This is a genomic window from Marinobacter sp. EhC06, assembly GCF_001650915.1.
Taxonomy (GTDB): domain Bacteria; phylum Pseudomonadota; class Gammaproteobacteria; order Pseudomonadales; family Oleiphilaceae; genus Marinobacter.
Genome location: NZ_LXYO01000034.1, coordinates 20,784 through 44,337, shown reverse-complemented (window position 1 = coordinate 44,337; position 23,554 = coordinate 20,784). Strand labels below are relative to the sequence as shown.

Genomic DNA, 23,554 nt, shown 5'->3' with positions numbered 1-23,554 from the left:
TAACGGGTACAGAACGACACCGGATCTAAAAGTCGGTGTGGGTCCGTCTTTCTTAAGGTTCACGCTATCAAGGGGTGTTGGAGGGGTAACCATCCCAAAGGATGGAAGTTTCTGGGTGTCCAAAACCATACTTTGGGATAGCTGCAGCCGCGGAATGAGGGGGTAAAGTAGGAACTTCCTGCATTGTTGTGTCCGCTAATTAGAGCAGGAGAGCTCTTCCTCCTTATACGGGTCAAGGATGCCCCGATTTTTTCTTTTTGATGTGAAATGCTTGATTGGTGCGATTTTTTTACAAGCGCTCTCCCATTCTGAAGCATTTTTGCGGATGTATTGGTGACGCCTTCAACCGATCAATAAATTCCATCCTTTTGTATGGTTAATTGATTTGTTGCTATGGGTTCGCTCTCAGTTTGTACTCATAGGGAGGGATGACAATGAAAAGAACAGTGACCGTATTTGCAGCGACCGGCGTGGCGGGTAGTGCCTGCGTCAATGAGCTAATTGCACAGGATGTCTTTAACGTTCAAGTACTCGTGCGAAATCAAGATGAACAGGAAAAATCTTCTTTTCGACCGAAAAAGGAGTTGAGTGAAAAAGAGAAGCGTAACCGTCCGGTAATCCCATCTTGAGCCAGGCGCTGCGGCCGTCAGGATAGTGTCCACTTATTTTTAAGTGGACACTTAACATGACCAACATAAGCGTAACCAAGCCCTACCAAAAACGTCGTCGTTACTCCAAAGAGCTGAAGGCTCGTATCGTCGCCGAATGTCTGAAGCCCGGGGCGTCTGTTTCCCGGATTTCGCTGGATAACGGTCTCAACGCCAACATGGTCCGGCGCTGGATGAGCGAAGCGCGAAGGGCGGCTAAAACTCCGGAAGCACCTGGATTCGTTCCGGTCCGTCTGCCAGCCGTAGCGCCTGTGCCGGACACCCTGTCAGTCTCGAATCAATGTAGCACCATCCGCATCAAGATTCCCCGCGCCGGTGGTGCGGTTGTGGTGGAGTGGCCTGCGGAGCAAGCCCATCAGTGTGCGGCTTTGCTTCGGGATCTGTTTGGATGATCCGCATTGATGAGATCTGGCTGGCCACCGAACCGCTGGATATGCGGGCCGGACCCGACAAGGCCCTGGCGCGGGTTATTCAGGTATTCGGTTCGGCTAAACCCCATTGCGCCTACCTGTTCGCCAACAAGCGAGGCAATCGGATGAAGGTGCTGATCCATGATGGCCTGGGCATCTGGTTGTGCGCCCGCCGGCTGAACCGGGGTAAATTCCACTGGGGCGAAACCTGGCGCGGTGACCAACTGCGCCTGACCGAGGAACAGTTGTCTGCCTTGGTTCAGGGCCTGCCCTGGCAGCGCATTGGCGCGGAGGGCGTCATCTGCATCCTGTAATCACAAGTGCTGTGATGCCGCTATAGCCAGAACCGCGAATCGCCTGCCGAACAGGGACTTGGCATACTAGGCGGCATGACTCAGCGCCCCGATATCAACCAACTCTCAGCCGATCAGCTCCGCGCTCTGGCGACGGAACTGATGGACTCTCTGGACGCCAAGGATCAAGCCTTGGGCCGGAAGGAGCGGGAGTTGGTGCGCCGCAATGCCATCATCGAGAAGCTGACCCACGAAGTCGCCGTCCTCAAACGTCACAAGTTCGCCCGCCGCAGTGAGCAACTCGATGCCGTTCAGGGCAAGCTCCTGGACGAGCTGATCGACAGCGACCTGGCCGCCATCGAAGCCGAGCTGGACCAGGCGATGACTGAGGAGCAGAAGGCCGCTCGACCCAAGCAGAAGCCCAAGCGCACCCCGCTGCCACCGGAGCTGCCCCGTACCCTGATCCACCACGAACCGGACAATACCCGGTGCCAGTGTGGCTGCCAGCTCAAGCGTATTGGCGAAGACATCAGCGAGAAGCTGGATTACGTCCCGGGCGAGTTCACGGTGGAGCGCCACATCCGGGGCAAGTGGGCCTGCAACCAGTGCGAGACCTTGGTCCAGGCACCGGTACCACCGCAGGTGATCGACAAGGGCATCCCCACCGCCGGCCTGCTGGCTCAGGTGTTGGTGGCCAAGTACGCGGACCACCTGCCACTGTACCGTCAGGAACGCATCTTCGGCCGTGCCGGCCTGGAAATACCCCGTTCAACACTCGCCGAATGGGTCGGTGCCTGCGGTGTGCAGTTGCAGCCCCTGGCAGATGCGTTGAGAAACGCCTTGCTGGAACACAACGTTCTGCACGCCGATGAAACGCCGGTCAGCATGTTGGCTCCGGGTAAGAAGAAAACCCACAAGGCCTACGTCTGGGCTTACTGCACCACACCGTTCTCGGACCTGAAAGCCACCGTTTACGACTTCGCCCCAAGCCGGGCGGGTGAACACGCCCGTACCTTCCTGGGTGACTGGCAGGGCAAATTGGTCTGTGACGACTACGCCGGCTACAAGGCCGGGTTCGGTAACGGGATCACCGAAATCGGCTGTATGGCCCACGCCCGACGCAAGTTCTACGACCTGCACGAGGCCAACAAGAGCGAACTGGCGGCCAAGGCCCTGGAATACATCGGCGGACTCTACGAGATCGAACGGGAACCCAAAGACCTGCCGCCGGATAAGCGTCGGGACATCCGACAAGCCAGAGCTAAACCACTGGCTGAGGCACTGCATCAATGGATGCTGGCGCATCGCCAGAAAGTGCCGGATGGCTCCGGCACGGCCAAAGCCCTGGATTACAGTCTCAAACGTTGGGAAGCGCTGACGCGTTACCTGGACGATGGTGCGGTGCCCATCGACAACAACTGGGTGGAAAACCAGATCCGACCCTGGGCATTGGGCCGCAGCAACTGGTTGTTCGCGGGATCACTTCGCAGTGGCCAACGGGCGGCTGCGGTGATGACCCTGATCCAGTCCGCCAAGCTGAACGGGCATGATCCCTATGCCTATCTGAAGGATGTGCTGACCCGCTTGCCGACTCAGAAAAACAACACCATCGACGAACTGTTGCCCCACAACTGGAAGCCGGCTACACCTGACAAGGTGTGATGGGCGGACGCTTACCGCTTTGCGACCAAACTGCACTTTGGAGAACACATGCGCGCGTTGCTCGACGGGCCATGAGTCAATTACTGCACTGCGTGTAAGAGAAAAATGGCGAGTCTCGGGATATTCGCAGGAAACCTCAGAGTCACTGGGCTACAGGCAAATCCAACAAAAACTCATGAACTAAAAGATACACTGCATGTGCTTTAACTTATGCGCAGTGTTGTTGTTCATCGAACTAGCCAGCCTCAATAACTCTTTCTGAAACAATGGCCTGGTTGGCCAGCGGCTTGGCCTGGTTCACCAGATACTTCATACAGCATGAAAATCGTGCTTCTCATGAACCTCCTCGGCCCGCTGAGCTTTGGTTGCTGCTAAACAAAAGCGAACATTCAGAAACGACCGAATTTGACCCAAAACGGCCCTTTTCTTCGGCGCTTCATGATCTGATTGCCTCCCCCCCCCCTCCGGAGTCACCGAAAGTCCCTCTGACATTGGAGTTTTTGGCAAAACACAATCGTGTGGAGAACTCTAATTCGCGGCGCAATTAAAACAGGGATGCTTACATCGTCACCCACCGGCTGATTTGAGTTTTCAGTCAGTTTTCGACTCTGGCTTCGTTTTAGGTCTGCGCTGAATCGAAACAACTGGCTATTTACGCATTTGAGAAACTAGGTCGAGGCAACTCGCTGCAAGGATAGCCTGCGCGCGATTTTGAACATTCAGTTTACGTAGGACAGCCGAAACATGAGCCTTAACAGTGGTTTCCGCCAAGTGCAAGTTGTACGCGATCTGTTTGTTAGACTCTCCGCGTGTCATTCTCTCTAAAACTATCAGCTGTCGCTTCGTTAAAGATTGAAACTGGCTCGGATCAACCTCTGCTTCTGAGCCGGCCATGACAGCACCACGGCCGTTACCATTTTCGAATTCGTCAGAGCCTGCACAAACGCAAATCTTGCCATCCAAAACCTGTCGAATAGCGTCGACAATTTCATCTCTTGATGCAGTTTTTGCTATGACCCCCATGGCCCCCTGACCGATCGCCTGAGACGTGACATATCTGTTTACTCTAGCCGACATGACTATGGTGGGGAGCGAAGGCGCGATCTCATTTAAACGACCAAGCCCACCAAGCCCTCTCATATCAGGCATGTCGAGATCGAAGAAGATGAGATCAAGGCTGCCATGCTCACTCACGATTTCCATGGCGTCTTCCAAGCTGAATGCCTCGAAGACATGTTTGCAATCATGATTTCTCTGAATAATGCTCCTTAAGGCATCGCGAAAAAGCGGCTGACAATCAGCAATCATAGCCTTGAATAATGACGTTTTGCCGACTTCTTCCTGGCCAATGTCAGGAACCGGGAGGGAGTGCAGCGTGGTTTGGCTCTTTGACAAGCTTCTGAGGTTATTGGCTTCTTCTAGCATTTGTTATTCCTCGCCAAACTGTACATACATTTACTGGTGTGCTGCTCGCACTCCTCGCCGCATGGATACCTGACTATCTCGAGCGGCATCGCGCAAGGAGCCATACAGCAGACCTGCGTCATTCTGTTGATCCCCATATCGATGAAGCTTTGTGGCTCACCTGTGAGGAAGGTGGTATTCGACTCTCGGAAGTTGAATGGTCGACCAATCAAAGCTAAACCCCGGCTTCTCAGGGCCGGGGTTTAGCATTCTTCCTAAAGGGCAATGACAACCGACTTTGTTTCAAGATATGAATCGAGTGACTGCTTACCCATATCACGTCCAACCCCGGAGAGTTTATAGCCCCCGAATGGGATGTTGGCGTCAAGCATGTTGTGCCCGTTTACCCAGACAGTGCCTGCTTTTAATTTCGGGATTAAGCGTTGCACCTCAGAGAGATCGTTTGACCAGATGCTCGCTGCCAGCCCATATCGACTATCGTTGGCCCGGGCTACGACGTCCTCGATATCATCAAACGGGATGACCACCAGAACGGGACCAAAGATCTCGTCCTTGGCTATGACCAGAGAGTCGTCTTCGGTCGCAAATATGGTGGGCTTGACGTAATAACCTTTGCGGTCAGCACGTTCGCCGCCGGTAACCAGGCGTGCACCTTCCTGCCGCCCCGTCTCAATGTAGTGACAAACCCGGTCTAGCTGAACCCGGGACACGAGTGGCCCCATTTGAGCATCTGGATCCAGGCCAGGCCCCAGCGGGATGGCCTCTGCTAACTCGGCGAGCCGATCCAGGACCTTGTCAGAAATGCTCCGGTGAACGTAAAGTCGGGAGCCGGCACTGCAGGTTTGTCCATGGTTGAAAAAGATTGCTGCCGCTGCTCCTTGCGCAGCCTTTTCCGCATCACAGTCAGCCAGAACAATCATTGGAGACTTGCCCCCCAGCTCCAAGGTAACTCGCGCCATATTATCCATCGCAGCACGGCCTATGATCTGACCTACCTCAGTGGATCCGGTAAAACTAATCTTGTTGATGTCAGGATGAGTTATCAGTGCTGACCCGGTGCTCTGGCCCTCGCCAGTAATGATGTTGACAACCCCGTCAGGAAAGTTTGCCTCTTCGATCAGCTCGCCCAGATAGAGGGCAGAGAGCGATGTTTGTTCCGCAGGCTTCAACACAACCGTGCAGCCCGCTGCAAGTGCCGGAGCCAGTTTCCAGCAGGCCATCAGAAATGGAAAGTTCCACGGTATGATCGCGGCAACAACACCGACGGGTTCGCGTCGGGTATAAGCAGAAAAGTCAGAGTCAGCCGGGGCAAAGGGCATGGACACGTCAAGAGTCGAGCCCTCAATTTTTGTTGCCCATCCGGCCATGTAGCGAAAGAATTCCAGTCCCAGGCTTACGTCAACAGCTTCGGCAACAGCAACAGACTTGCCGTTGTCGATCGCGTCCAGCTCAGCAATGATTCTGGCATCTCGCTCGATCAGATCTGCAAGTTTGAGAAGCAGGTTCTGACGGGCGGAGGGTCTCATTCGGCCCCAGTCATCACTATTGAACGCACTTTTTGCGCAGCTAACCGCTTTGTTAACGTCATCAGGATGTGCAAGGGGTATGCTTCCTATAACCGTTTCTTCAGCCGGGTTTTCTACCTCTATGCGTTTGTTTTCCAGAGCATCAACCCATTGGCCGCCTATCAGCATACGGTGATTTTGACGTGCCAGGAACGCCTGGGTTTTATTCTCTAAACCATGTGGATGTTTTGTGAACGTATTCATTAGTTTCCCCCAAATCACTGACTTTTTGGACGGATAGCGTCTGCAGTACCCTGAATAAACGCTTTGATTTTCTCGACATCTGTCTTACTCAGCGTTTCGGTAAAATCGGGCATGCCACTGGAAACGAATGGACCGTGAAACAGGAAGGCGTCCAGGTTTTCAATGACTGATTTCTTTGAATAACCCAGGTTTGGAATATTACCGCCCTTGTCTACGCCGGGAACGCCATGACAGAACACGCAATTACTGACGTAAAGAGCCGTGCCTTCTCCAATGAAGTCGGGATTGTATTCAACGCCCGAAACCAGAGAGTTCAGCTGATACTGGGTGAACTCAGGCATCTCGGCATCACCGTTCAGGACAAATGTATAGACAGTGCCGGCGGTCTTGAGGTCGGAGGCCCTCTGGGATTTTCCAAAAACACCGCCCCAGCCTGCCGCAATAGAGACATACTGAGTGCCGTCCACTTCATAGGTTATGGGCGCTGCAATGACGCCGGTACCCATTGGGGATTCCCAGAGGGGGTCACCCGTCCGAGCGTTGAATGCCATAAAGCGAGCGTCTGCGGTTCCCTGGAATACCAGATCGCCGGCCGTTGTCAGGGTTCCGCCGTTCCAGGGAGAGACGTGTTCGTAACGCCAGGCTTCCTGCTGTGTAACGGGATCCCAGGCTGTAAGTCGCCCGAACGGCTTGCTTGATGGTGGCGCTACGTTAAATTGGAAGGCGGTGTTCCAACCTATGCCACTCATGGGTTGTCCCGGCTCATTGCTTTCTATGCTTTCCCAGGAGGGGTCCTCGACCATTGTGATCGGGATGTGCTGAGACGGGAAGTAAGCCAGGCCGGTTTGGTGGTTAAAAGACATTGAGTGCCAATTATGTCCACCAAAAGGCCCAGGGATGATATCGAAGGGTTCGTCCATGGATCGTGCTTCAGGAACTTCTATTGGGCGACCATTGCTATCGTATCCCGTGGCCCAATTAACATCGACGTAATTATCGGCCGATATGAATTCACCATTTGTCCGGTCGAGAACAAAAAAGAAGCCGTTTTTGGGAGCTTGCATGATTACTTTGCGACGCTCCCCATCAATCATGAGCTCGCTGAGAATCATGTCCTGCGTTGAAGTATAGTCCCAGTTATCCCCGGGCGTGGCTTGGTAGTGCCACACGTACTCACCAGTGTCGGCATTGAGAGCAACAATTGAGGAGAGATAGAGGTTATCTCCACCTTCCGGGCTCCGCTTCTTGTGTGACCATGGAGAGCCGTTACCTGTGCCGATATATAAGAGATTCAGGTCCGGATCAAAAACGATGGAGTCCCATACGGTGCCACCGCCACCGGCCTCCCAGTATTTTCCACTTGGGTCCCAGGTTTTCGCGGCGCGAGCCATGGCTTCGTTTTCAAACGGTTCGTTCGGATTTCCCGGCACGGTATACCAACGCCATTTCTGTGCGCCGGTTTTCGCGTCGTAAGCTGTGATGTAGCCCCTGACTCCAAATTCGGCCCCACCATTGCCTATGATCACGTTGCCGTTAACAACTCGAGGTGCGCCGGTAATCGTATAGCTCATGTCGTTGTCGGGCAGAGTATTCGTTTCCCAGACTTTTTCGCCGGTTTTTGCATCAATAGCGATCAATCGACCATCGTAGGATGCAACATAGACATTTCCGTAGTGCACTGCCACACCGCGGTTTACAACATCACAACAACCCCTTGAGCCCGCCTCCCCGGGTACTTCAGGGTCGTAGGTCCATAGTTTTTTGCCGGTCTTTGCATCGAGTGCATGTACAATGCTCCAGGAAGCAGTGACGTACATCACGCCATCCACGACAAGCGGAGTGGCCTCGACTCCTCGGGTAGACTCGAGGTTGTAGGACCATGCAAGCCCGAGGTTTTCGACATTATCGGCCGAAATTTGGGCGAGAGGGCTAAAGCGCGTCTCCGCATAATCAAAACCATGGGTTGGCCAGTCCTTGCCGGTTTTGGCGTTTTCAATGATATAGCTTTGATTTACCTGATCAGCCGCAATAACAGTGCTGGCTCCGATTACGAAAAATGGAACTAATGCACTACTTGTTAGTTTTTTTGATAGACGTTTTCTGTAGTGATTATTAGTCAGTTTCATTTTTATATCCTTTCGTTGTTATTACTGTTTTATGGGATTTTAAAACGCTTTTAGAATACGAAAGTTGAGTCGGTGCTGTTCTTTAAATCCATTTTCTACGGACAAATCTCTTCCATAATTTGCGATTAGTTGCAGTCCCGGATTCGCAAACCATGCCGTACCGATAGTCATCTTGGTAGTTGCAAGGTCATTGTCCTGGTTTATATCGTTTACTTGTGTCTCACCGCCGAGGGTATGAGAAATGCCGGTGCGAAGATCCCATTGAGGTGTTACGTTATAACGTAGGAAGCCTTGGAACTGGTACAAGGGATCCTGTTCCAGAGTGGCTTTGGAGGCACCAAGTTCGTCATTCTTGCCGAAAAAAGTGACATCACCAATCAGGTCTAACGAGATTTTAGAGGTAAGACCGGTGATGTAACCCGCCTGCAATGCATATTTCCATCGGTTTTCGCCGAGGTTTAATGTGTCATTCCGATCGTAACTCCCTACAGGAACATACAGAAACGGAGTAATGCCGAAGTAGGTGTTACTTTCGGGCTTGTTTACAAGCCAAACGGTTGCGGCAAGTATCAGGTCGCCAATGCCACTGGTGTCACCGAGGGCAGAGGTATCGTCTTTTCCCTCTACCTTGCCGAATGGAAGGAGGAATTGAGGGTCTACTGTATAACCGCCAATTTCAGTGAAATGCACCCCACGCAGGATTCCTACCTGTGAGTCCAATCCAGCGTTAATGGGGGCCTTGTCTCCATCCGAGTAGAGGGAATCGGCAGTGGCGTATTGATAGTAGACCATTCCAAGATTGGTGCCGGCGGGCAATGCTGTGTAATCCCCGGCATCAACGTCAATAGCTACTGCATTACCAGAAGCCAGCAACATAGTGGCCAGGCCAGCAGAAGCGACGCAGAAATTCCCAATTCTGGAACGGAGTAAACTTTTGTGCTTATAGTTTGATACAGATGACATGATGCAGCCTCTTATTAGTTTTGTTGGTATTGCACTCGAAGTTAAGCAATCAATATGCCAGATCGATTGATCCTTAGGAAATTATTATGAAACAATTACTTATGCGGCTTTATAGCATCTATGTTTTAGTTTTTGGAAAAAAATGGATCGTTTCAATACACTAAAATTGGATGGTTGAATAAAAAAAATACAGAGTGGTGGGTGTCCTTATGCATAAAAAGATCGTTGATCTGAACACTCAGGTCCAGCAAGCCCGTGAGTTGTTTGACGAAGGGCGTGTTGTACCATCCCAGTGGGTGCGGGATGAGGTTTTGCGCTCTTGGCTAAGATGCAGAAAACATGGCGTGTCCCCCTCTGATCAGCTCTTACTTGAGGCCGCGCAATTCGACCAGATTTCTCATATCCGCAATCAACATCAGCGTCTCATGACATTTGCGGAGCCTGAAATGCATCGGTTGTTTCGTGCAATCAGTTCTGCAGGTTGGGTTTTGGCGTGTGTGGAAAGAGAAGGCCACAGCATTAAATATTTCGGCAATGACAGTCCCTGCTACGAATTGCTGGGAGCCGCTTTGAATCCTGGTATGGACCTTTCAGAGGATATAGCTGGAACCAATGCCCCCGGTTGCGCTTTGATAGAAGGCAGGCCGTCGCTTGTGTGTGGAAGTGAGCATTTCTTGCATTCTCTCCGCGATCTATCCTGCGTGGCAGTGCCCATTTTTGACCCTGCAGGGACGCTGGTCGGGGCTTTGAATGCTTCGAAACCTTATGATGGCCGACCGGTCGGGATTCTTGAGGCAGTTGCGCTCGCAACTCGGTCTGTTGAGAATCGAATGGTCGACGATTTGCGTGGCGCCTTAGTCCTCGCGCTTCACTATCGCCCGGAGCTTACGCAGTCACCTATGCGTGGTTTGATACATTTCGGCGAGGATGGTGAAGTTTTAGGTGCAAACCCCTCGGCCAGGCAGATGCTGGATATCGATTCTCTCGAGAAGATGCAGAGTCATGTCTGTTTCAAAGACTTATTCTCATGCCGCGCTGCCGAGATTGAGGGATCACAACAAAGCCCTCTTGAGGTTGAATGTCACAATGGGGCAAGGCTTTTTCTTAAAGTTGAAAGTCTTCGCAAAGGGCCTTTGAGCGTCAACTCGATGCCACAGCAAAGACGGCCGGACATCGTTCAGTCTTTTTACGTGGGCGAGCCTACAAAACCACTTTTCGACAAGGCGCATCGGGCTTTTCAGTTTGGAGTTCCGGTTCTGGTGACTGGGGAAACCGGAACGGGCAAAGAGGTTTTAGCACGGTCGTTACATGCCAATGGGCCCTCTTCAAAAGGCGCGTTTGTTGCCGTGAACTGCTCGGCTATTCCTGCCGGGTTGATCGAATCAGAGTTGTTTGGCTACGCAGACGGTGCATTTACCGGTGCCAGACGTGGTGGCGCCAGGGGGAAGTTTGAGGAGGCGAACGGCGGTACGCTCTTCCTGGATGAAATAGGCGATATGCCATTGGAATTTCAAGCACGTTTGCTACGTGTTTTGCAGGAACGCACTGTCACAAGACTTGGAGAAGAGAAGCCTCGGCCCGTCTCGTTTTCTCTGGTCTGTGCGACACATCGGAACCTTGATGAGCTTATGGAAAGCGGAGACTTTCGGAGCGATCTTTATTACCGGATCAATGGCCTCAGGGTGCAGCTCCCTGCTCTGCGGGAGCGTGAAGACCTCGACGCTTTGATTGATCACTTGCTGGCATCAATTTCACAGGAAGATTCCCCGTCGATTCTGACATCCGAGGCTCGTAATCTCTTAAGGCACCATTCGTGGAGAGGTAATATCAGAGAGCTCCAGCAGGCACTGAATCTTGGTCAGGCGCTGTCTACTCAGGGAATTATCGATGTTGAACACTTGCCCGAAGACATCAAGGTCCAAAATGACACTGCGGAGGTGGACCTTGGCGAGGGCGGCACACTCGCCGCTGCAGAGCGCGAGGCGGTGCGATGTGTGCTTGAGAAACACAATCACAACGTCAGTGCCGCAGCTCGAGAATTAGGGATAACACGAGCCACTCTCTATCGAAAAATAAAACATTTTGGTCTCTGAGGTAATTCATGGAGTAGCCCGGATTTCTCATGAGAGGATAAAACGCGCCGCTCTTTTCAGCGAGCAAGCGCCCGGGCATTACAGTTTGTCAGGTGCATCCGGCTTCCAGTTGTGGGCCATTAGCTTGGCTGTGCCGGTCGCTGTCCGCCTATTCTAAATGTCCGCTTTGCGACCAATCCGACCTGATGAACCTTTCGGTACACTGCATGTGCTTTAACTTATGCGCGGTGTTCTTGTTCATGGATTTGTTGCTGCCCCAAAAAATCCCAGATAAACAGTACATTAGAGTCGATAACTCCATTCTTGGTTGATCAATGGCTTCATTTGAAGCATTTCCTGGGGTTTTCGTGAACCTGCTCGTGCTATGTTCTTACGTTTGCTGCTGTCCGGTTTTAAACAGAAGCGAACGTTCCTACCGAGCCTAATCAGTCCGAAAAATCGTAACAAACGCAAACAATTTCCTCAGGACGTCTGCGCCTGAACCTGTTTTTGAGCGAGCCGGTTGAGCTGCCTCTGGAGATCCACATTCATGGGCGACATTCCTTAGATGGCCCAGCTTTAACACCTTAGCATGGTTGACGTTTTCCGATTGTGATGGCTCCTGCCAAATACGTAATTGACCCGTCCACGGTGAGTACATTCGTTACTGACGGTCGGCAAGGGGGGGCGGCACGTGGCATGCCGGGGACTCTGTTCTTACCCGGCAAGGTGAGCTTCTGATCGCTGATCGTGCCAAGTCGAGCGCGAACTGCGATGAACAGACCATTAACCTTTGGGTTGCTCTGTAATCTATTCGTTTTGCATTCATATGCTCGATTTCGGTGCGCTGATTTTTGGTTTTTAGGTTCCGAAGAATGCAGAAGGTGCCAGCTCTTCCCTGAAAAAAAGGGCATTCAGGAGGTTTGGCTAGGTTTTTGCTTGGAGTCCGGGTTAGATGATTGCGAGTCGCCAATTCGCAATTTCATGATCCGTTTGCAAAAGGCGCACTTCCTTGTGATTTACCCCAGAGATCTGAAGGGTTATGGCCCGTCAATTCCAGAGGCAAGATGGCCCGGCAAAGCCCGCATCGCCGTGCAATTTGTGTTGAACTACGAAGAAGGTGCTGAACGGTCGGTGCTTCATGGGGACGACGGCTCGGAAACGTTTTTGTCAGACATCATCGGCGCTGAGTCTTTTCCAGACCGACACATGAGCATGGAGTCGCTCTACGAATACGGATCGCGGGTGGGGGTCTGGCGCATTCTCAAAGAATTCGAGCGCCGGGACTTGCCCCTGACTGTTTTCGGAGTAGCCATGGCCCTTCAGCGTAATCCTGACGTGGTGGCTGCCTTCCGGGAACAGGGGCATGAAATCGCCTGCCACGGTTTGCGCTGGCTCTCTTACCAAGCGGTGAGTGAAGCCGAAGAGCGCGCCCACCTTCTTGAAGCGGTAAAGATCCATACTGAACTCACCGGTTGTCATCCCAGCGGATGGTACACCGGCAGGGACAGCCCGCAGACCCGACAGTTTGTCGTAGAGGAAGGCGGTTTCGAGTACGACAGCGATTATTACGGGGACGACCTGCCGTTCTGGGTTGAGACGAAAACCGCAGAGGCTCGGTCGAAAGGCCATCTGGTCATTCCCTACACACTGGATACGAACGATATGCGCTTTGCGACTGCCCAGGGGTTCAATACCGGTAGTCACTTTTTTGAGTACCTGAAGGATGCGTTCGACGTCTTGTATGCCGAGGGTAAAGATAAGCCCGCAATGATGTCGATTGGCTTGCATTGCCGGCTTGTTGGGCGCCCTGGACGTTTCCGAGCGTTGCAGCGATTCCTGGATTATATAGAAAAGCACGACCGGGTATGGATCACACGGCGGATTGATATCGCCCATCACTGGAAAGAGCATCACCCGTTCAAGCCACAGATGCCATCACGATGAACTCTGCGTTTCGAATCCCAGAGGCATGGTGTGTAGAAACGGGGCAATTCAGGCGCCTGCTCGGTAAGTATGTGAACCGGCATATGGAGTGGGGCGGATTCATTAGTCAACGAACGCGAGTGCGGGGTTGAGCTTTATGTACGAATCAAGGTTTATGGATTATGTGATCGGCCTTAGCCGCAAGGCTATTGATCAGCCGGGCACCCAGCCGTTTGGCGCCATCCTGGTCAAGAACGGGGAAATTGTAGGGGAAGGGCTGAATCACGAACTGGTCCATCACGATCCCACCGCGCATGGCGAAATAGAGGCAATCCGGGATGCCTGTCGCCGATTGGCGACCACCGCTCTGAATGATTGTGACCTGTATGCGATCGGAGAGCCCTGCCCCATGTGCACGGTCGCGATTCGCTTGGCCGGCGTTCGTCATGTTTTTTACGGAGCGACTCATAACGATGCGCTTGAGGCCTACCAATGCCTTGCGGACACGCCTTATGCAGATATCGGTGTAGAAGCTCTGAGGGTAGAGGCGAGTGTACCTGTGGATCAACGATCGATTCCCTATAGCCAGCACAGCGCAACAGCATGTGCCGAGGTCTATTTCGAATGGTCTGACGACATGCAGAAAAAACTGGGTCTCGCCCCTTAAACAATCGTCTGAGGAGGCAATGCGTTGAAACGAATCTGCCTGATTAATCCGAATACAACCCGAAGCATGACGGATGCCTGTGCCGATGCGGCGAAGCTGGTGGTGGGCGACCGGCTACACATAGAGGCTATCACTGTTGCGAGTGGGCCAGAGAGCATTGAGGGGCATTACGATGGTGCCGTTGCAAGTGTCGGCTTAATGGAAACGCTGATGGCAAACCCGGATGCCGACGGATACATCATTGCGTGTTTCGACGACACGGGGCTGGACGCCGCTCGATGCCTGGTCAATGCGCCGGTGGTCGGTATGGGAGAGGCCGCGTTTCATATCGCTTCGCTGGTGTCCCACCGTTTCGCCGTCATCACCACCCTTAGCCGTTCTGTACCCATCATTCAACACAATCTTGAACGTTATGGGTTAAGCCGTCGCTGCGCGGGGGTTCTCGCGACCGATATTCCCGTGTTGGCACTCGAATCGGATGATGGTGAAGCAGAAAAGCGCATCGAAGAGCAAATGGTACGGGCCAAAGCACTCGGAGCCGAAGCCGTCGTGCTCGGCTGTGCGGGCATGGTCTCGATGACACGCAGGCTGAGTGAAAAGTTCGGCATGCCGGTTGTTGACGGAATAACCGGCGCTGCCGGGCTGGTCGGTACACTGATTGACCTTGGGATTGCCACTGCAAAACTCGGCGGATACGCAGCTCCGGTCAGCAAGGCCTATCACGGCACCCTATCCTCATTTGGTACAGCGGCGGACTAGAAAAACGTGAATCTGACTGATCTCAGTGCAGCTGATTTGGCCGGCCGGGTGCAGAGAGGGGCCGTTACTGTGCGTTCAGTGGCGGATGCTTTCCTTCAGAATCTGGAATTGCGCAACCCGGATATCAATGCCCTTATTTACTGGAGCCGAGACGACATCCATCGTCAGTCGCAGGCGATCCAGAAACGAATTAACCAAGGGGAAGCGCTCCCGCTGGCTGGCGTGCCCATCGCGATCAAAGACAATCTATGGGTTAAGGGTTGGCCGATCACCCAGGGCTCACGGCTTTTTGAAGGGTTTATTGCACCGGAAGATTCCGCGGCTGTAGCACGCCTGAGAACAGCGGGCGCAATCATACTGGGGATGGCGAATTCGCCAGAGTTTGCATGCCGTGGCGTCACGACCAACGAACTGTACGGGCCCACCAGGAATCCCTGGGATCTGGAGCGTACTCCGGGGGGGTCTTCCGGCGGATCTGCGTCTGCGGTCGCTGCCAGGCTGTGTCCTCTTTCACTTGGTACCGATGCTGGGGGGTCGATCCGTCGCCCGGCATCCCATACCGGCATACTTGGCTTCATGCCTTCTTGTGGCACGGTTCCGGAGGGGCCCGGTTTCGAGGGGCCGGATTTCGGCAACAGCACTATTGGCGTTTTTGCCCGGACGGTGGGCGACATAGATCTTGTGATGGGCATTATTGGCGAAGGCGGGCGTATGGATCCCGGTAGTGCCGGCAGCGTAAACAGCGGATCGTCGCGGCCCTTGCGCTTAGGCTTCAGCCCGGATCTTGGGTTAGCTGCCCTGATAGAACCGGATGTGGCCCGGTCAGTGTCGGCAGCGGTCGACCGCCTGCGTGACGATGGGCTGTCCGTTCTTACGATGACTCCCCGTTGGCCGAAATCGACCAGTGAGTCGCGCATTGGCGCACTGGAGAAGTCGGCACTGGCGGCCATGTACGGCGCTCAATACCAGCAAAATAAAGCGCAGTTTGACCCTGACGTGGCGGATCAGATTCGAGAGGGTTTGGAGCTTACCGGCGTTGATGTGGCCAACGCCCTGCGTTTCAGAAAAGAGCTTCATGTTCATTTTATCGCGTGTTTTGAGTCGATCGACGTTCTCCTGTGCCCGACCGCGCCGGTAACCGCCTGGCCTCTTTCAGAGGCCTGGCCTTCGATCATCGATGGGAAAAAGGCCAATGCCCGGGATCACGCCGCCTTCTCATGGATGATTAATCAGGTGTTCGCGCCTGCCTGCTCCGTCCCCTGTGGTACCGACAATAAGGGCTTACCGGTTGGGCTACAAATCATCGCGCCCAGGTTTGCCGATCAGCGGGTACTGACGATTGCAAAACACCTCGAACGGTTGAACGACTACACCTTCCTGCCTCTGCCTGGCTGATTCGCTGCTTTTTACACCGCTGCCCGTGTCTGCTTTTACCGCTCGTTTTTGGAGCGCCTGTGCTCTTGTTTGAGGCGAACTCCGTTCGGGTAGATTTGGTCAATGGCGGGCGGATTTATCTTAAGTGTTTGAAAACTAATTAAGATGGCGATGTTGGCCCGAACAATGAATTACCTGACACATAGCGCATGAAAAGCCTCAACGGCTAATCAAGGTTGGCGTGCCTTCCACATCAACCGACGTTGTGGTCGCGATATGTCTAACGAGCTTGCCCCACAAATTTCTCAGAATGTCAGTCCCCGCGCTGGTGGGCTCGATATCTCGGAACTCAGAATCTGGTTTGATACGCCTGCAGGGCCCCTGCGCGCCGTCGACAACGTGAGCCTGTCTGTTCGCGACGGTGAGATCGTCGCTCTGGTCGGAGAGTCAGGCTCGGGTAAGAGTGTGACGGCGTTGGCGGCTCTCAAGCTCATCAGTACACCGCCCGGTCGCTTCGTCTCGGGTTCAGTGTCGCTCAACGGCCAGGATATTCTGGCGATGTCGGAGCATGACCTCGAGTCAATTCGCGGCACATCGGCTGCGATGCTGTTCCAGAACCCCCGTGGCAGCCTTGATCCTTCATTCACGATTGAGGAGGCCTTTCTCGAAACGCTGTCCTTGCACCGTCCGGAGATGAAGAAAGCGGAGCGCCTGCGATACATCGAGCAGGGATTGCGCCAGGTCGGGTTTAACGATTGGCAGCGGATTGCGGCGTCTTACCCGCATCAGTTGAGCGGTGGCATGTGCCAGCGTGTCTCTCTGGCCATAACCTTCGCCTGCCACCCCTCGTTGTTGATTGCCGACGAGCCGACGACCGCGCTTGATGTGGGTATTCAGGCAAAAGTTCTGTTTCTTCTACGCCAATTGAACCAGGAACATCGTTTACCCATTCTCCTGATTACCCACGATTTCGGCGTTGTTAGAGCCATCGCCCATCGCGTCGTTGTGATGTATGCCGGGCATGTGCAGGAAGAGGGTGACGTCGAGGAGGTTCTGGCGAGCCCCCAGCACCCGTATACACAGGCTCTCATTCGGTCAGTTCCTGATAATGTCAGAGACGATGAGTCGCTCTATCAGATCCCGGGAACTCCGCCGAACCTGGTTGACCCGCCGAAGGGCTGTCGCTTCGCGGATCGCTGTGACCATGTTGTGGATCGGTGTCGGAATGAGCTGCCTGAACTCGAAACCCTTTCCGAAACCAGAGCCGTCCGTTGCCATCTGGTGGGTCCAGAGAAGGGGGACGCATGACTCGTCCTTTGCTCTCGGTTCGGGATATACACCGCAGTTACACCACAACCAGTGGACTGATCCGAAGAAGAGTCGTCGCCAGCACCAAGGCAGTGGATGGTGTGAGTTTTGACCTGTTCCCCGGGGAAACCGTTGGGCTGGTGGGTGGCTCTGGTTCAGGCAAGTCGACATTGGCGAGGATCATCGCAAGGTTGATTGAGCCCGATCAGGGTGAAGTCTGGTTTGACGGAGAACTACTGACTGAGGTTTCCAGGGATCGAATGCGCCTTTTCAGGCGCGACATTCAGGTGGTGTTCCAGGACCCGCTGCACTCGCTCAATCCCCGCCGCACCGTGGGAGAAAGTATCGCCAGACCCTTGCTTAACTTCGGGATGCCCAAGCGGGCAGCGCTTGCCAAAGCCGAGAGCCTGATGGAACTCGTTGGCCTGGATCCCTCGGCAACGTCGCGGTACCCCCACGAATTCAGCGGAGGCCAGTGTCAGCGGATTGCGATTGCCCGCGCGCTGGCCCCTGAACCACGCCTGCTGATTCTCGATGAGCCGGTTTCAGCTCTGGATGTTTCGGTTCAGGCACAGATTCTTAATCTGCTCAGGGAGATCCAGGGCAAGCTGGATATCGCTTATCTCTTCGTCTCTCACGACCTGGGAATTGTTCGCTACATGTGCGACCGCACGCTGGTCATGTATCGGGGACAAATTCTGGAGTCCGGGTTGAGTAACGATATCCATAAATTACCGGCCCACCCTTTCACACGGAATTTTCTGGACACGATTTTAACAATGGACGGCGATGAGCGCTGGCTGGATGCTGCCGCCGCCATAGAGGACGTCGAAGAGGAGCGCAGCGACGGAGGTGGCTGTGTTTATCAAGGCACCTGCGCGCACCGCCTGCCCCATTGCCGGGACAAGACGCCTTTACTGAAGTCGATTGATGGGAGCCGGAGTGTGGCCTGTCATTTGTACGCTGAGGAGACAGGCTTCCGCCCGTCTGACTTAAACGCAAAGTACGAAGGAGCAATACCATGCAAAAGCAAGTCATGAGTAGATTGAAGCAAGCGGCGATCGGGCCGGCAAGCGCTCTGGCGATTGCCATTTCCGCAGGCGGTTTGGCGGTCATGCCAGAAAAGGCAAATGCTCAGGCGACTCCCCAGGATACCGTGGCGATCGCGATCGAAGCCAACTTATCCAGAATGGATCCTCATGCCTCGACCACATGGAACACGTTTCGCGTGATCATGCATGTGTTCGAGGGCTTCGTGGCCGAGGATCTGACTCGGGATGATGTTGAACAACCGCCTCTGGTTCCGGCTTTGGCGGAATCCTGGGATATCTCGGACGACGGACTCACCTATACCTTCAACCTGCGCAAAGGCGTGAAGTTTCACGACGGTACGGACTTCAATGCCGACGCGGTGAAATTCAACTTGGATCGAATGCTGGACCCTGAATTTGAGTACTACCAGTCGATTGCCAGCGGACTGATGCGCTGGATGTGGCAGGACCTTGAAAGCTATCGGGTCGTTGACGATTACACGTTCGAGATCAAGCTCGAAACTCCGAACATTGAGTTTCTCCGGCGCCTGGCCATGGGTGGTTCGGGTACCCCCCGATTCATCAGCCCGACCTCTATTCGTGAGAACGGCAACGATAGCGTCGAGACCAATCCTGTTGGCACCGGCCCTTATCAGTTTGCCAGTCGCTCTATTGGCGAGTTGACTGTTTTAAAACGCAACCCGGATTACTGGGACGAAAGCCGTACCCCAACCATTGAGCGGTTGATGTTCCGGCCTATTTCCGAAGTAGCGACCAGAGAACTGGCGTTGCGCAGTGGCGAAGTGGACATGATCTCGTCTCCCTCTCCCGACTCGATCGAACAGCTTAAAGCCGCCGGGCTGGACATTGTCAGCAGCCCGATCTCCACGATTTACATGATGTGGGTCAACTTCAAAGAAGAGCCTTTGCAGGATGTCAGAGTCCGACGTGCTGTCTGTATGGCGCTGGATCGTGAAGGCATGGCCGAGTTTCACCGTAACGGCTACGCACGACCTGCCACGGGTATCCTGAATTACGGCGGCCCGGGTTACGACCCTGATTTCAAGGACTGTGAATACGATCCTGAAGCTGCCAAGACACTGTTGGCAGAGGCAGGTTACCCCGACGGTTTTGAGACTCGCCTGGACTGGACCATGGGCGGGGGTGGCGATGTAAACACGGTCGGTGATGCCGAGTGGATCCAGCGCGACCTGGCCAAAATCGGCATTGACGCATCTATCGAGTCATTCGATAACGGCACCTACTGGGACATGCTTGGTGGGGGCATTCGCGAGGGAACCGGCTTCATGTCAGTGTCCTGGGGCGAGACCAGTTTCTTCTGGCTAGACCAGGTGATTGCAACCGCGGCAATCCCGCCAAACGGTTTTAACGCCGGCTATTACGAAAACCCGGAGATTGACAAGTTGCTCGCGGATGCCAGGTCTTCAAAAACTGAAAGCGAGATGCTTGGCCATCTGGCCACTCTGCAGCAAACGATTGCTGACGATATGGCGTTCATTCCTTACTACACCCCGATTGCCATCTATGCGATGAGGCCGAATGTTTCAGGGTTCGTACTCGCACCCCAGCATTGGCATGACTACACCGGCCTGGTCAAAAACTAAGGCCCTCATCTGACGTAAGAGATCGCCAGGTTGCCAGGCTCGATGATCAGGGCCTGCAACCTGGCATAGCTGGAGTTTCTGTCATGCCCCGGTTTGTTGTCATGCGCTTACTGCAAATGATTCCCGTGATGCTGGGGGTCAGCTTTGTGGTCTTTATTTCGGTTTACCTGGTCCCAGGTGATGTTGCCCGTACCGTTTTAGGTCAGCAGGCGTCGGACACAGCCGTCCAGGCATTGCGGGAAGAACTCGGGCTTAATCGTCCATTGCTGGTCCAGTACGGTATCTGGCTGTGGGATCTGTTGCAGTTTGATCTCGGGTACTCGATATCCCAGCGCGTTGAGGTTGCCTCATTACTGGGGGAAAAGATCGTCAACTCGTTTATTTTGATGGGGTTCAGCCTATTTCTTGTAATCACTGTGAGCTTTTTGTTGGCGGTGTTCTCTGCTACCCATTTTCGCAGTATCGGTGACCGGCTGACCATCTTCGGTACGCTTCTGCTGGCTTCTGCGCCTACTTTCTGGCTGGGCATTCTGCTGCTTTACCTGTTCAGTGTGAAATTTCCTCTGTTTCCAACGTCCGGGATGCAAAATTTCTACGATCCCGGCGGGTTCTGGGAACTTGTGCATCATGCGACCTTGCCCGCCATCGCAACGGCGGCGTCGTCGATTGCGATTGTCACCCGGGTTTCACGATCAGCGATGATCGATGTCACCAATAAAACTTACATGATGGCTCTGAGGTCCAGAGGGATTCGGCGCAGGCGCCTGAACTATGTCCACATGGTGCGCAATGCCTTGCCTTCCTTCGTTAATATCAGCGGCCTTCAGGTCGGTTATCTGTTTGGTAGTGCCATATTCAGCGAGATTATTTTCAACTGGCCCGGTATCGGCCTGCAGCTCTATAACGCGATTCTGCAAAGAGACGTTCCGATGATCCAGGGTTGCTCACTGGTTATTGCTCTGACCTTCGTTATCAGCAACTTTCTTGCGGACTTTATTGTGAGGGCTCTTGATGCATCCGAACGCTGAAACCATTGCGACGCCCCGTCGGGCAGTAAAGCCACGCTCGAGCTTCTTTTTCATCTGGCGAGGCATTCTTGCGGATCGGTACGCGATGAGCGGTGCACTGATTCTCGCCTTTGTGATAGTGGCGGCGATATTCGCACCCTGGCTCGCACCGTTTGACCCCACCGTCAGCTTTCCAAGACTTCGGTTGCAGGGGCTGGGTACGCCAGACCATATTCTTGGCCTCGACCACCAGGGGCGGGATATGCTCTCCCGCCTTATCTGGGGCGGCCGAACCACGTTATTTGCCGGTATCACGCCGGTGGTGCTCAGTGCGCTATTTGCAATACCCCTGGGCCTGGTGGCTGCCTGGAACGACCGGCTGGGTTCGATCATCATGCGGGTCATGGATGTGCTTTTTGCCTTTCCGATGGTTCTATTGGCCATCATGCTGGCGGCGTTTATGGGGCCAGGCATGGTCAATATGATCATTGCACTGACGATTGTACTGCTGCCTTACAACACCCGTGTTGTCTACGTAGCGGCACAGCAGGAAAGAAATAGCAGTTATATCGAAGCGGCGATCGCGGCGGCGACACCCACGCCCAAGATACTTTTCGTGGAAATGCTCCCCAATGTGGTTGCCGCGTCAATTGTTTACAGCACAACGATCGTTGGCAACATCATCATCACCGCGGCTGGGCTGAGCTTCCTGGGGCTGGGTGTTCAGGCGCCAACCGCCGAATGGGGCATTATCACCAGCGACGGCCGGCAATATCTTTTCAACGCGGCCCACATCTCGCTTTTACCAGGAATACTGATCATGACGGTGGTGATCGCCTTCAATCTTCTGGGTGACACCCTCAGGGATGCCCTCGATCCTAAAACCCGGCTGGCACTGGCCAGCCGGAAATAACCGTATCAAAGCCGGAAAAGGTAAACAGAAACCATGGATATCATTATCCGTAATGCCCGAGTCCTCACGATGGACGAACACGACACCGAGTATGAGCGTGCCGACGTTCTGATTGCTGATGGTGTGATCAAGAAGATGGGGCCGGATGTTGCGGCGGGCATTGAAACCGGTAGCGCCAGAGTTGTTGACGGTGAAGGCAAGCTGGTCATGCCGGGACTGATTAATGCGCATTTCCACTCACCCGTGAATTTTCTCAAGGGGGCCCTTGTGGATGCGCCTCTGGAGCTTTACATGCTTTATGAGGTGCCGCCGCTTCAGCGTCAAACGGTGGATCGTGAGTTCGCCTATACACGTACCATGCTGGGTGCCGTCGAGCTTCTGAAGCAGGGCGTCACCACAAACCACGATGATTGTTTCTTTGTCCCCGTGCCGACGGATGAAGAAGTAAACGCAGTGATGAATGCCTACACCGATGCCGGTATTCGTGCGTCGGTGACGCTTTGTCAGGTGAATGTCCGGGAATATGAAAAGTACCCCTTCCTATACGATCTCCTGCCGGACGATATCCGCACGGAGATGGAAGAGGTGCCGCTGCTCACAACTGACGAGCTTATCGGTTACTACGAGCGCTTTATCGAGCATTGGCATGACACGGCGAACGGCCGCATCCGGTGTTCTGTGTCCTGTTCCGCGCCTCAGCGTGTGACGCCCGATTGTCTCCGTGCGCTCAACGACCTGAGCGAAAAACATAATATTCCGTACAAGATGCATATTCTCGAAACCAAATTACAGCGTGTTCTGGGTGAGGAAATGCATGGAAAGTCCTTTATTCAGTACGTGAAGGATCAGGGCGTGCTAACGGACAGGGCAGTGGTGATTCATTCCGTCTGGGTTGACGACGCAGATATCAAAGCCATGGCGGAGTCCGGGTGTTCGGTGATCCATAATCCTATTTCGAATCTGAAAATTGGTAGCGGCGTCATGCCATTCCGTCGATTGAAGAACGCCGGGATCAATATTGGTCTGGGCATCGATGAAGTCCCCGTTGATGACGGCTGCAACCTCTGGACGGTCGGCAAAACCGCAGGGCTGGTCCATAAAATCGCTGATGCCGAATACCAGAACTGGCCTCATGAAAATGAGATCCTCGACATGCTGACCCGGGGAGGCGCTCGTACCATGGGGCTTCAGAATCGCGTAGGCATGCTCAAGGAAGGTTACCGGGCTGATATGCTGCTGGTTGATCTGGATACTCTTCCGTTCACGCCCTTGCACAATCTCAAGCGTGCGCTTGTCTTCTGCGAAAATGGCGGGTCTTTGAAAATGACGATCGTCGACGGTCGCATAGTGGTCGAAGACGGCGAAGTTCTGACGGTGGACGAGGCCGCTCTTCGAAAGAAGGTGCGCGGGTACACGGATCGGCTATCTGCCCAGTTGGACCTGATGACCGAATCGGCGGATCGTCTCGCGCCCTATTATCGTGAAATGTACCTTAAGACCAGCCAGAAAGACGTTGGAATGAACCGCTGGGCGGGGCCGATGACGCCGTGACCGCT

The 23,554-nt window shown here is 53.9% G+C and carries 19 protein-coding genes; 15 read left to right on the top strand and 4 right to left on the bottom strand.

Annotated features, from left to right (window positions below; genetic code table 11):
* Positions 1 to 434 precede the first annotated feature (434 nt).
* From A8B84_RS21555 to tnpC, 4 genes are all read left to right on the top strand, one after another.
* Positions 435 to 629 carry a hypothetical protein gene (locus A8B84_RS21555; RefSeq protein WP_138103220.1) on the top strand — a complete coding sequence of 65 codons (195 nt, stop codon included), beginning with the start codon at positions 435 to 437 and terminating at the stop codon, positions 627 to 629.
* A 56-nt stretch (positions 630 to 685) separates the two neighbouring features.
* Entirely contained in the window at positions 686 to 1,060 is a 375-nt protein-coding gene (tnpA, locus tag A8B84_RS17135; protein WP_064230376.1) for an IS66-like element accessory protein TnpA, read from the top strand.
* On the top strand, positions 1,057 to 1,392 hold the full coding sequence (tnpB, locus tag A8B84_RS17130) for an IS66 family insertion sequence element accessory protein TnpB (protein ID WP_022990718.1): 336 nt from the start codon (positions 1,057 to 1,059) through the stop codon (positions 1,390 to 1,392). The genes tnpA and tnpB overlap by 4 nt, the downstream gene beginning before the upstream one ends.
* Before the next feature lie 75 nt (positions 1,393 to 1,467).
* Positions 1,468 to 3,033: an IS66 family transposase gene (gene tnpC, locus A8B84_RS17125; RefSeq protein WP_064230375.1), complete on the top strand. Its 1,566-nt coding sequence runs from the start codon at positions 1,468 to 1,470 to the stop codon at positions 3,031 to 3,033.
* A gap of 648 nt (positions 3,034 to 3,681) precedes the next feature.
* Here the strand turns inward: tnpC and A8B84_RS17120 are convergent.
* From A8B84_RS17120 to A8B84_RS17105, 4 genes are all read right to left on the bottom strand, one after another.
* On the bottom strand, positions 3,682 to 4,458 hold the full coding sequence (locus A8B84_RS17120; RefSeq protein ID WP_052479352.1) for a LuxR C-terminal-related transcriptional regulator: 777 nt from the start codon (positions 4,456 to 4,458) through the stop codon (positions 3,682 to 3,684).
* Between the two features lie 254 nt (positions 4,459 to 4,712).
* Entirely contained in the window at positions 4,713 to 6,227 is a 1,515-nt protein-coding gene (locus A8B84_RS17115; protein ID WP_058091439.1) for an aldehyde dehydrogenase family protein, read from the bottom strand.
* A gap of 14 nt (positions 6,228 to 6,241) precedes the next feature.
* Complete coding sequence (locus A8B84_RS17110) at positions 6,242 to 8,353, bottom strand: PQQ-dependent dehydrogenase, methanol/ethanol family (protein WP_082040488.1); 2,112 nt, start codon at positions 8,351 to 8,353, stop codon at positions 6,242 to 6,244.
* Positions 8,354 to 8,392: 39 nt separating this feature from the next.
* A complete protein-coding gene (locus tag A8B84_RS17105; RefSeq protein WP_082888489.1) occupies positions 8,393 to 9,316 on the bottom strand; it encodes a transporter in 924 nt (307 codons plus the stop codon).
* 209 nt (positions 9,317 to 9,525) lie between these two features.
* Between A8B84_RS17105 and A8B84_RS17100 the strand changes: the two genes are divergently transcribed.
* The 11 genes from A8B84_RS17100 (at position 9,526) to A8B84_RS17050 (ending at position 23,549) form a co-directional block, all read left to right on the top strand.
* Positions 9,526 to 11,409: a sigma-54-dependent Fis family transcriptional regulator gene (locus A8B84_RS17100; protein ID WP_058091440.1), complete on the top strand. Its 1,884-nt coding sequence runs from the start codon at positions 9,526 to 9,528 to the stop codon at positions 11,407 to 11,409.
* Positions 11,410 to 12,372: 963 nt separating this feature from the next.
* A complete protein-coding gene (gene puuE / locus A8B84_RS17095) occupies positions 12,373 to 13,335 on the top strand; it encodes an allantoinase PuuE (protein WP_064230504.1) in 963 nt (320 codons plus the stop codon).
* A gap of 136 nt (positions 13,336 to 13,471) precedes the next feature.
* Positions 13,472 to 13,981 (top strand): nucleoside deaminase, encoded by a 510-nt coding sequence (locus tag A8B84_RS21375; RefSeq protein WP_082905211.1) that lies wholly within the window; start codon positions 13,472 to 13,474, stop codon positions 13,979 to 13,981.
* Positions 13,982 to 14,005: 24 nt separating this feature from the next.
* The gene (locus A8B84_RS17085; RefSeq protein WP_201257907.1) at positions 14,006 to 14,740 is read left to right on the top strand and encodes an aspartate/glutamate racemase family protein; all 735 of its coding nucleotides are present in this window, start codon (positions 14,006 to 14,008) and stop codon (positions 14,738 to 14,740) included.
* Between the two features lie 6 nt (positions 14,741 to 14,746).
* Entirely contained in the window at positions 14,747 to 16,135 is a 1,389-nt protein-coding gene (locus A8B84_RS17080) for an amidase (protein WP_082905210.1), read from the top strand.
* A 255-nt stretch (positions 16,136 to 16,390) separates the two neighbouring features.
* Positions 16,391 to 17,422, top strand: coding sequence for an ABC transporter ATP-binding protein (locus A8B84_RS17075; RefSeq protein WP_064230373.1), 1,032 nt, complete (start codon positions 16,391 to 16,393; stop codon positions 17,420 to 17,422).
* Positions 17,419 to 18,462: an ATP-binding cassette domain-containing protein gene (locus tag A8B84_RS17070; RefSeq protein WP_064230372.1), complete on the top strand. Its 1,044-nt coding sequence runs from the start codon at positions 17,419 to 17,421 to the stop codon at positions 18,460 to 18,462. The genes A8B84_RS17075 and A8B84_RS17070 overlap by 4 nt, the downstream gene beginning before the upstream one ends.
* On the top strand, positions 18,444 to 20,078 hold the full coding sequence (locus A8B84_RS17065) for an ABC transporter substrate-binding protein (protein WP_064230371.1): 1,635 nt from the start codon (positions 18,444 to 18,446) through the stop codon (positions 20,076 to 20,078). The genes A8B84_RS17070 and A8B84_RS17065 overlap by 19 nt, the downstream gene beginning before the upstream one ends.
* 83 nt (positions 20,079 to 20,161) lie before the next feature.
* Complete coding sequence (locus A8B84_RS17060; protein WP_064230370.1) at positions 20,162 to 21,106, top strand: ABC transporter permease; 945 nt, start codon at positions 20,162 to 20,164, stop codon at positions 21,104 to 21,106.
* A complete protein-coding gene (locus A8B84_RS17055; protein WP_064230369.1) occupies positions 21,090 to 21,998 on the top strand; it encodes an ABC transporter permease in 909 nt (302 codons plus the stop codon). Before A8B84_RS17060 ends, A8B84_RS17055 begins: the two co-directional genes overlap by 17 nt.
* A 33-nt stretch (positions 21,999 to 22,031) precedes the next feature.
* Positions 22,032 to 23,549 (top strand): amidohydrolase family protein, encoded by a 1,518-nt coding sequence (locus A8B84_RS17050; RefSeq protein ID WP_064230368.1) that lies wholly within the window; start codon positions 22,032 to 22,034, stop codon positions 23,547 to 23,549.
* Positions 23,550 to 23,554: the final 5 nt, after the last annotated feature.

Coding starts and splice junctions, on each gene's coding strand:
- A8B84_RS17105 (WP_082888489.1), bottom strand. CDS start 9,316: ATGTCATCTGTATCAAACTATAAGCACAAAAGTTTACTCCGTTCCAGA.
- puuE (WP_064230504.1), top strand. CDS start 12,373: ATGATCCGTTTGCAAAAGGCGCACTTCCTTGTGATTTACCCCAGAGAT.
- A8B84_RS17070 (WP_064230372.1), top strand. CDS start 17,419: ATGACTCGTCCTTTGCTCTCGGTTCGGGATATACACCGCAGTTACACC.
- A8B84_RS17060 (WP_064230370.1), top strand. CDS start 20,162: ATGCCCCGGTTTGTTGTCATGCGCTTACTGCAAATGATTCCCGTGATG.
- A8B84_RS17075 (WP_064230373.1), top strand. CDS start 16,391: ATGTCTAACGAGCTTGCCCCACAAATTTCTCAGAATGTCAGTCCCCGC.
- tnpC (WP_064230375.1), top strand. CDS start 1,468: ATGACTCAGCGCCCCGATATCAACCAACTCTCAGCCGATCAGCTCCGC.
- A8B84_RS17115 (WP_058091439.1), bottom strand. CDS start 6,227: ATGAATACGTTCACAAAACATCCACATGGTTTAGAGAATAAAACCCAG.
- A8B84_RS17100 (WP_058091440.1), top strand. CDS start 9,526: ATGCATAAAAAGATCGTTGATCTGAACACTCAGGTCCAGCAAGCCCGT.
- A8B84_RS17055 (WP_064230369.1), top strand. CDS start 21,090: ATGCATCCGAACGCTGAAACCATTGCGACGCCCCGTCGGGCAGTAAAG.
- A8B84_RS21375 (WP_082905211.1), top strand. CDS start 13,472: ATGTACGAATCAAGGTTTATGGATTATGTGATCGGCCTTAGCCGCAAG.
- A8B84_RS17120 (WP_052479352.1), bottom strand. CDS start 4,458: ATGCTAGAAGAAGCCAATAACCTCAGAAGCTTGTCAAAGAGCCAAACC.
- A8B84_RS17050 (WP_064230368.1), top strand. CDS start 22,032: ATGGATATCATTATCCGTAATGCCCGAGTCCTCACGATGGACGAACAC.
- tnpB (WP_022990718.1), top strand. CDS start 1,057: ATGATCCGCATTGATGAGATCTGGCTGGCCACCGAACCGCTGGATATG.
- A8B84_RS21555 (WP_138103220.1), top strand. CDS start 435: ATGAAAAGAACAGTGACCGTATTTGCAGCGACCGGCGTGGCGGGTAGT.
- A8B84_RS17065 (WP_064230371.1), top strand. CDS start 18,444: ATGCAAAAGCAAGTCATGAGTAGATTGAAGCAAGCGGCGATCGGGCCG.
- tnpA (WP_064230376.1), top strand. CDS start 686: ATGACCAACATAAGCGTAACCAAGCCCTACCAAAAACGTCGTCGTTAC.
- A8B84_RS17110 (WP_082040488.1), bottom strand. CDS start 8,353: ATGAAACTGACTAATAATCACTACAGAAAACGTCTATCAAAAAAACTA.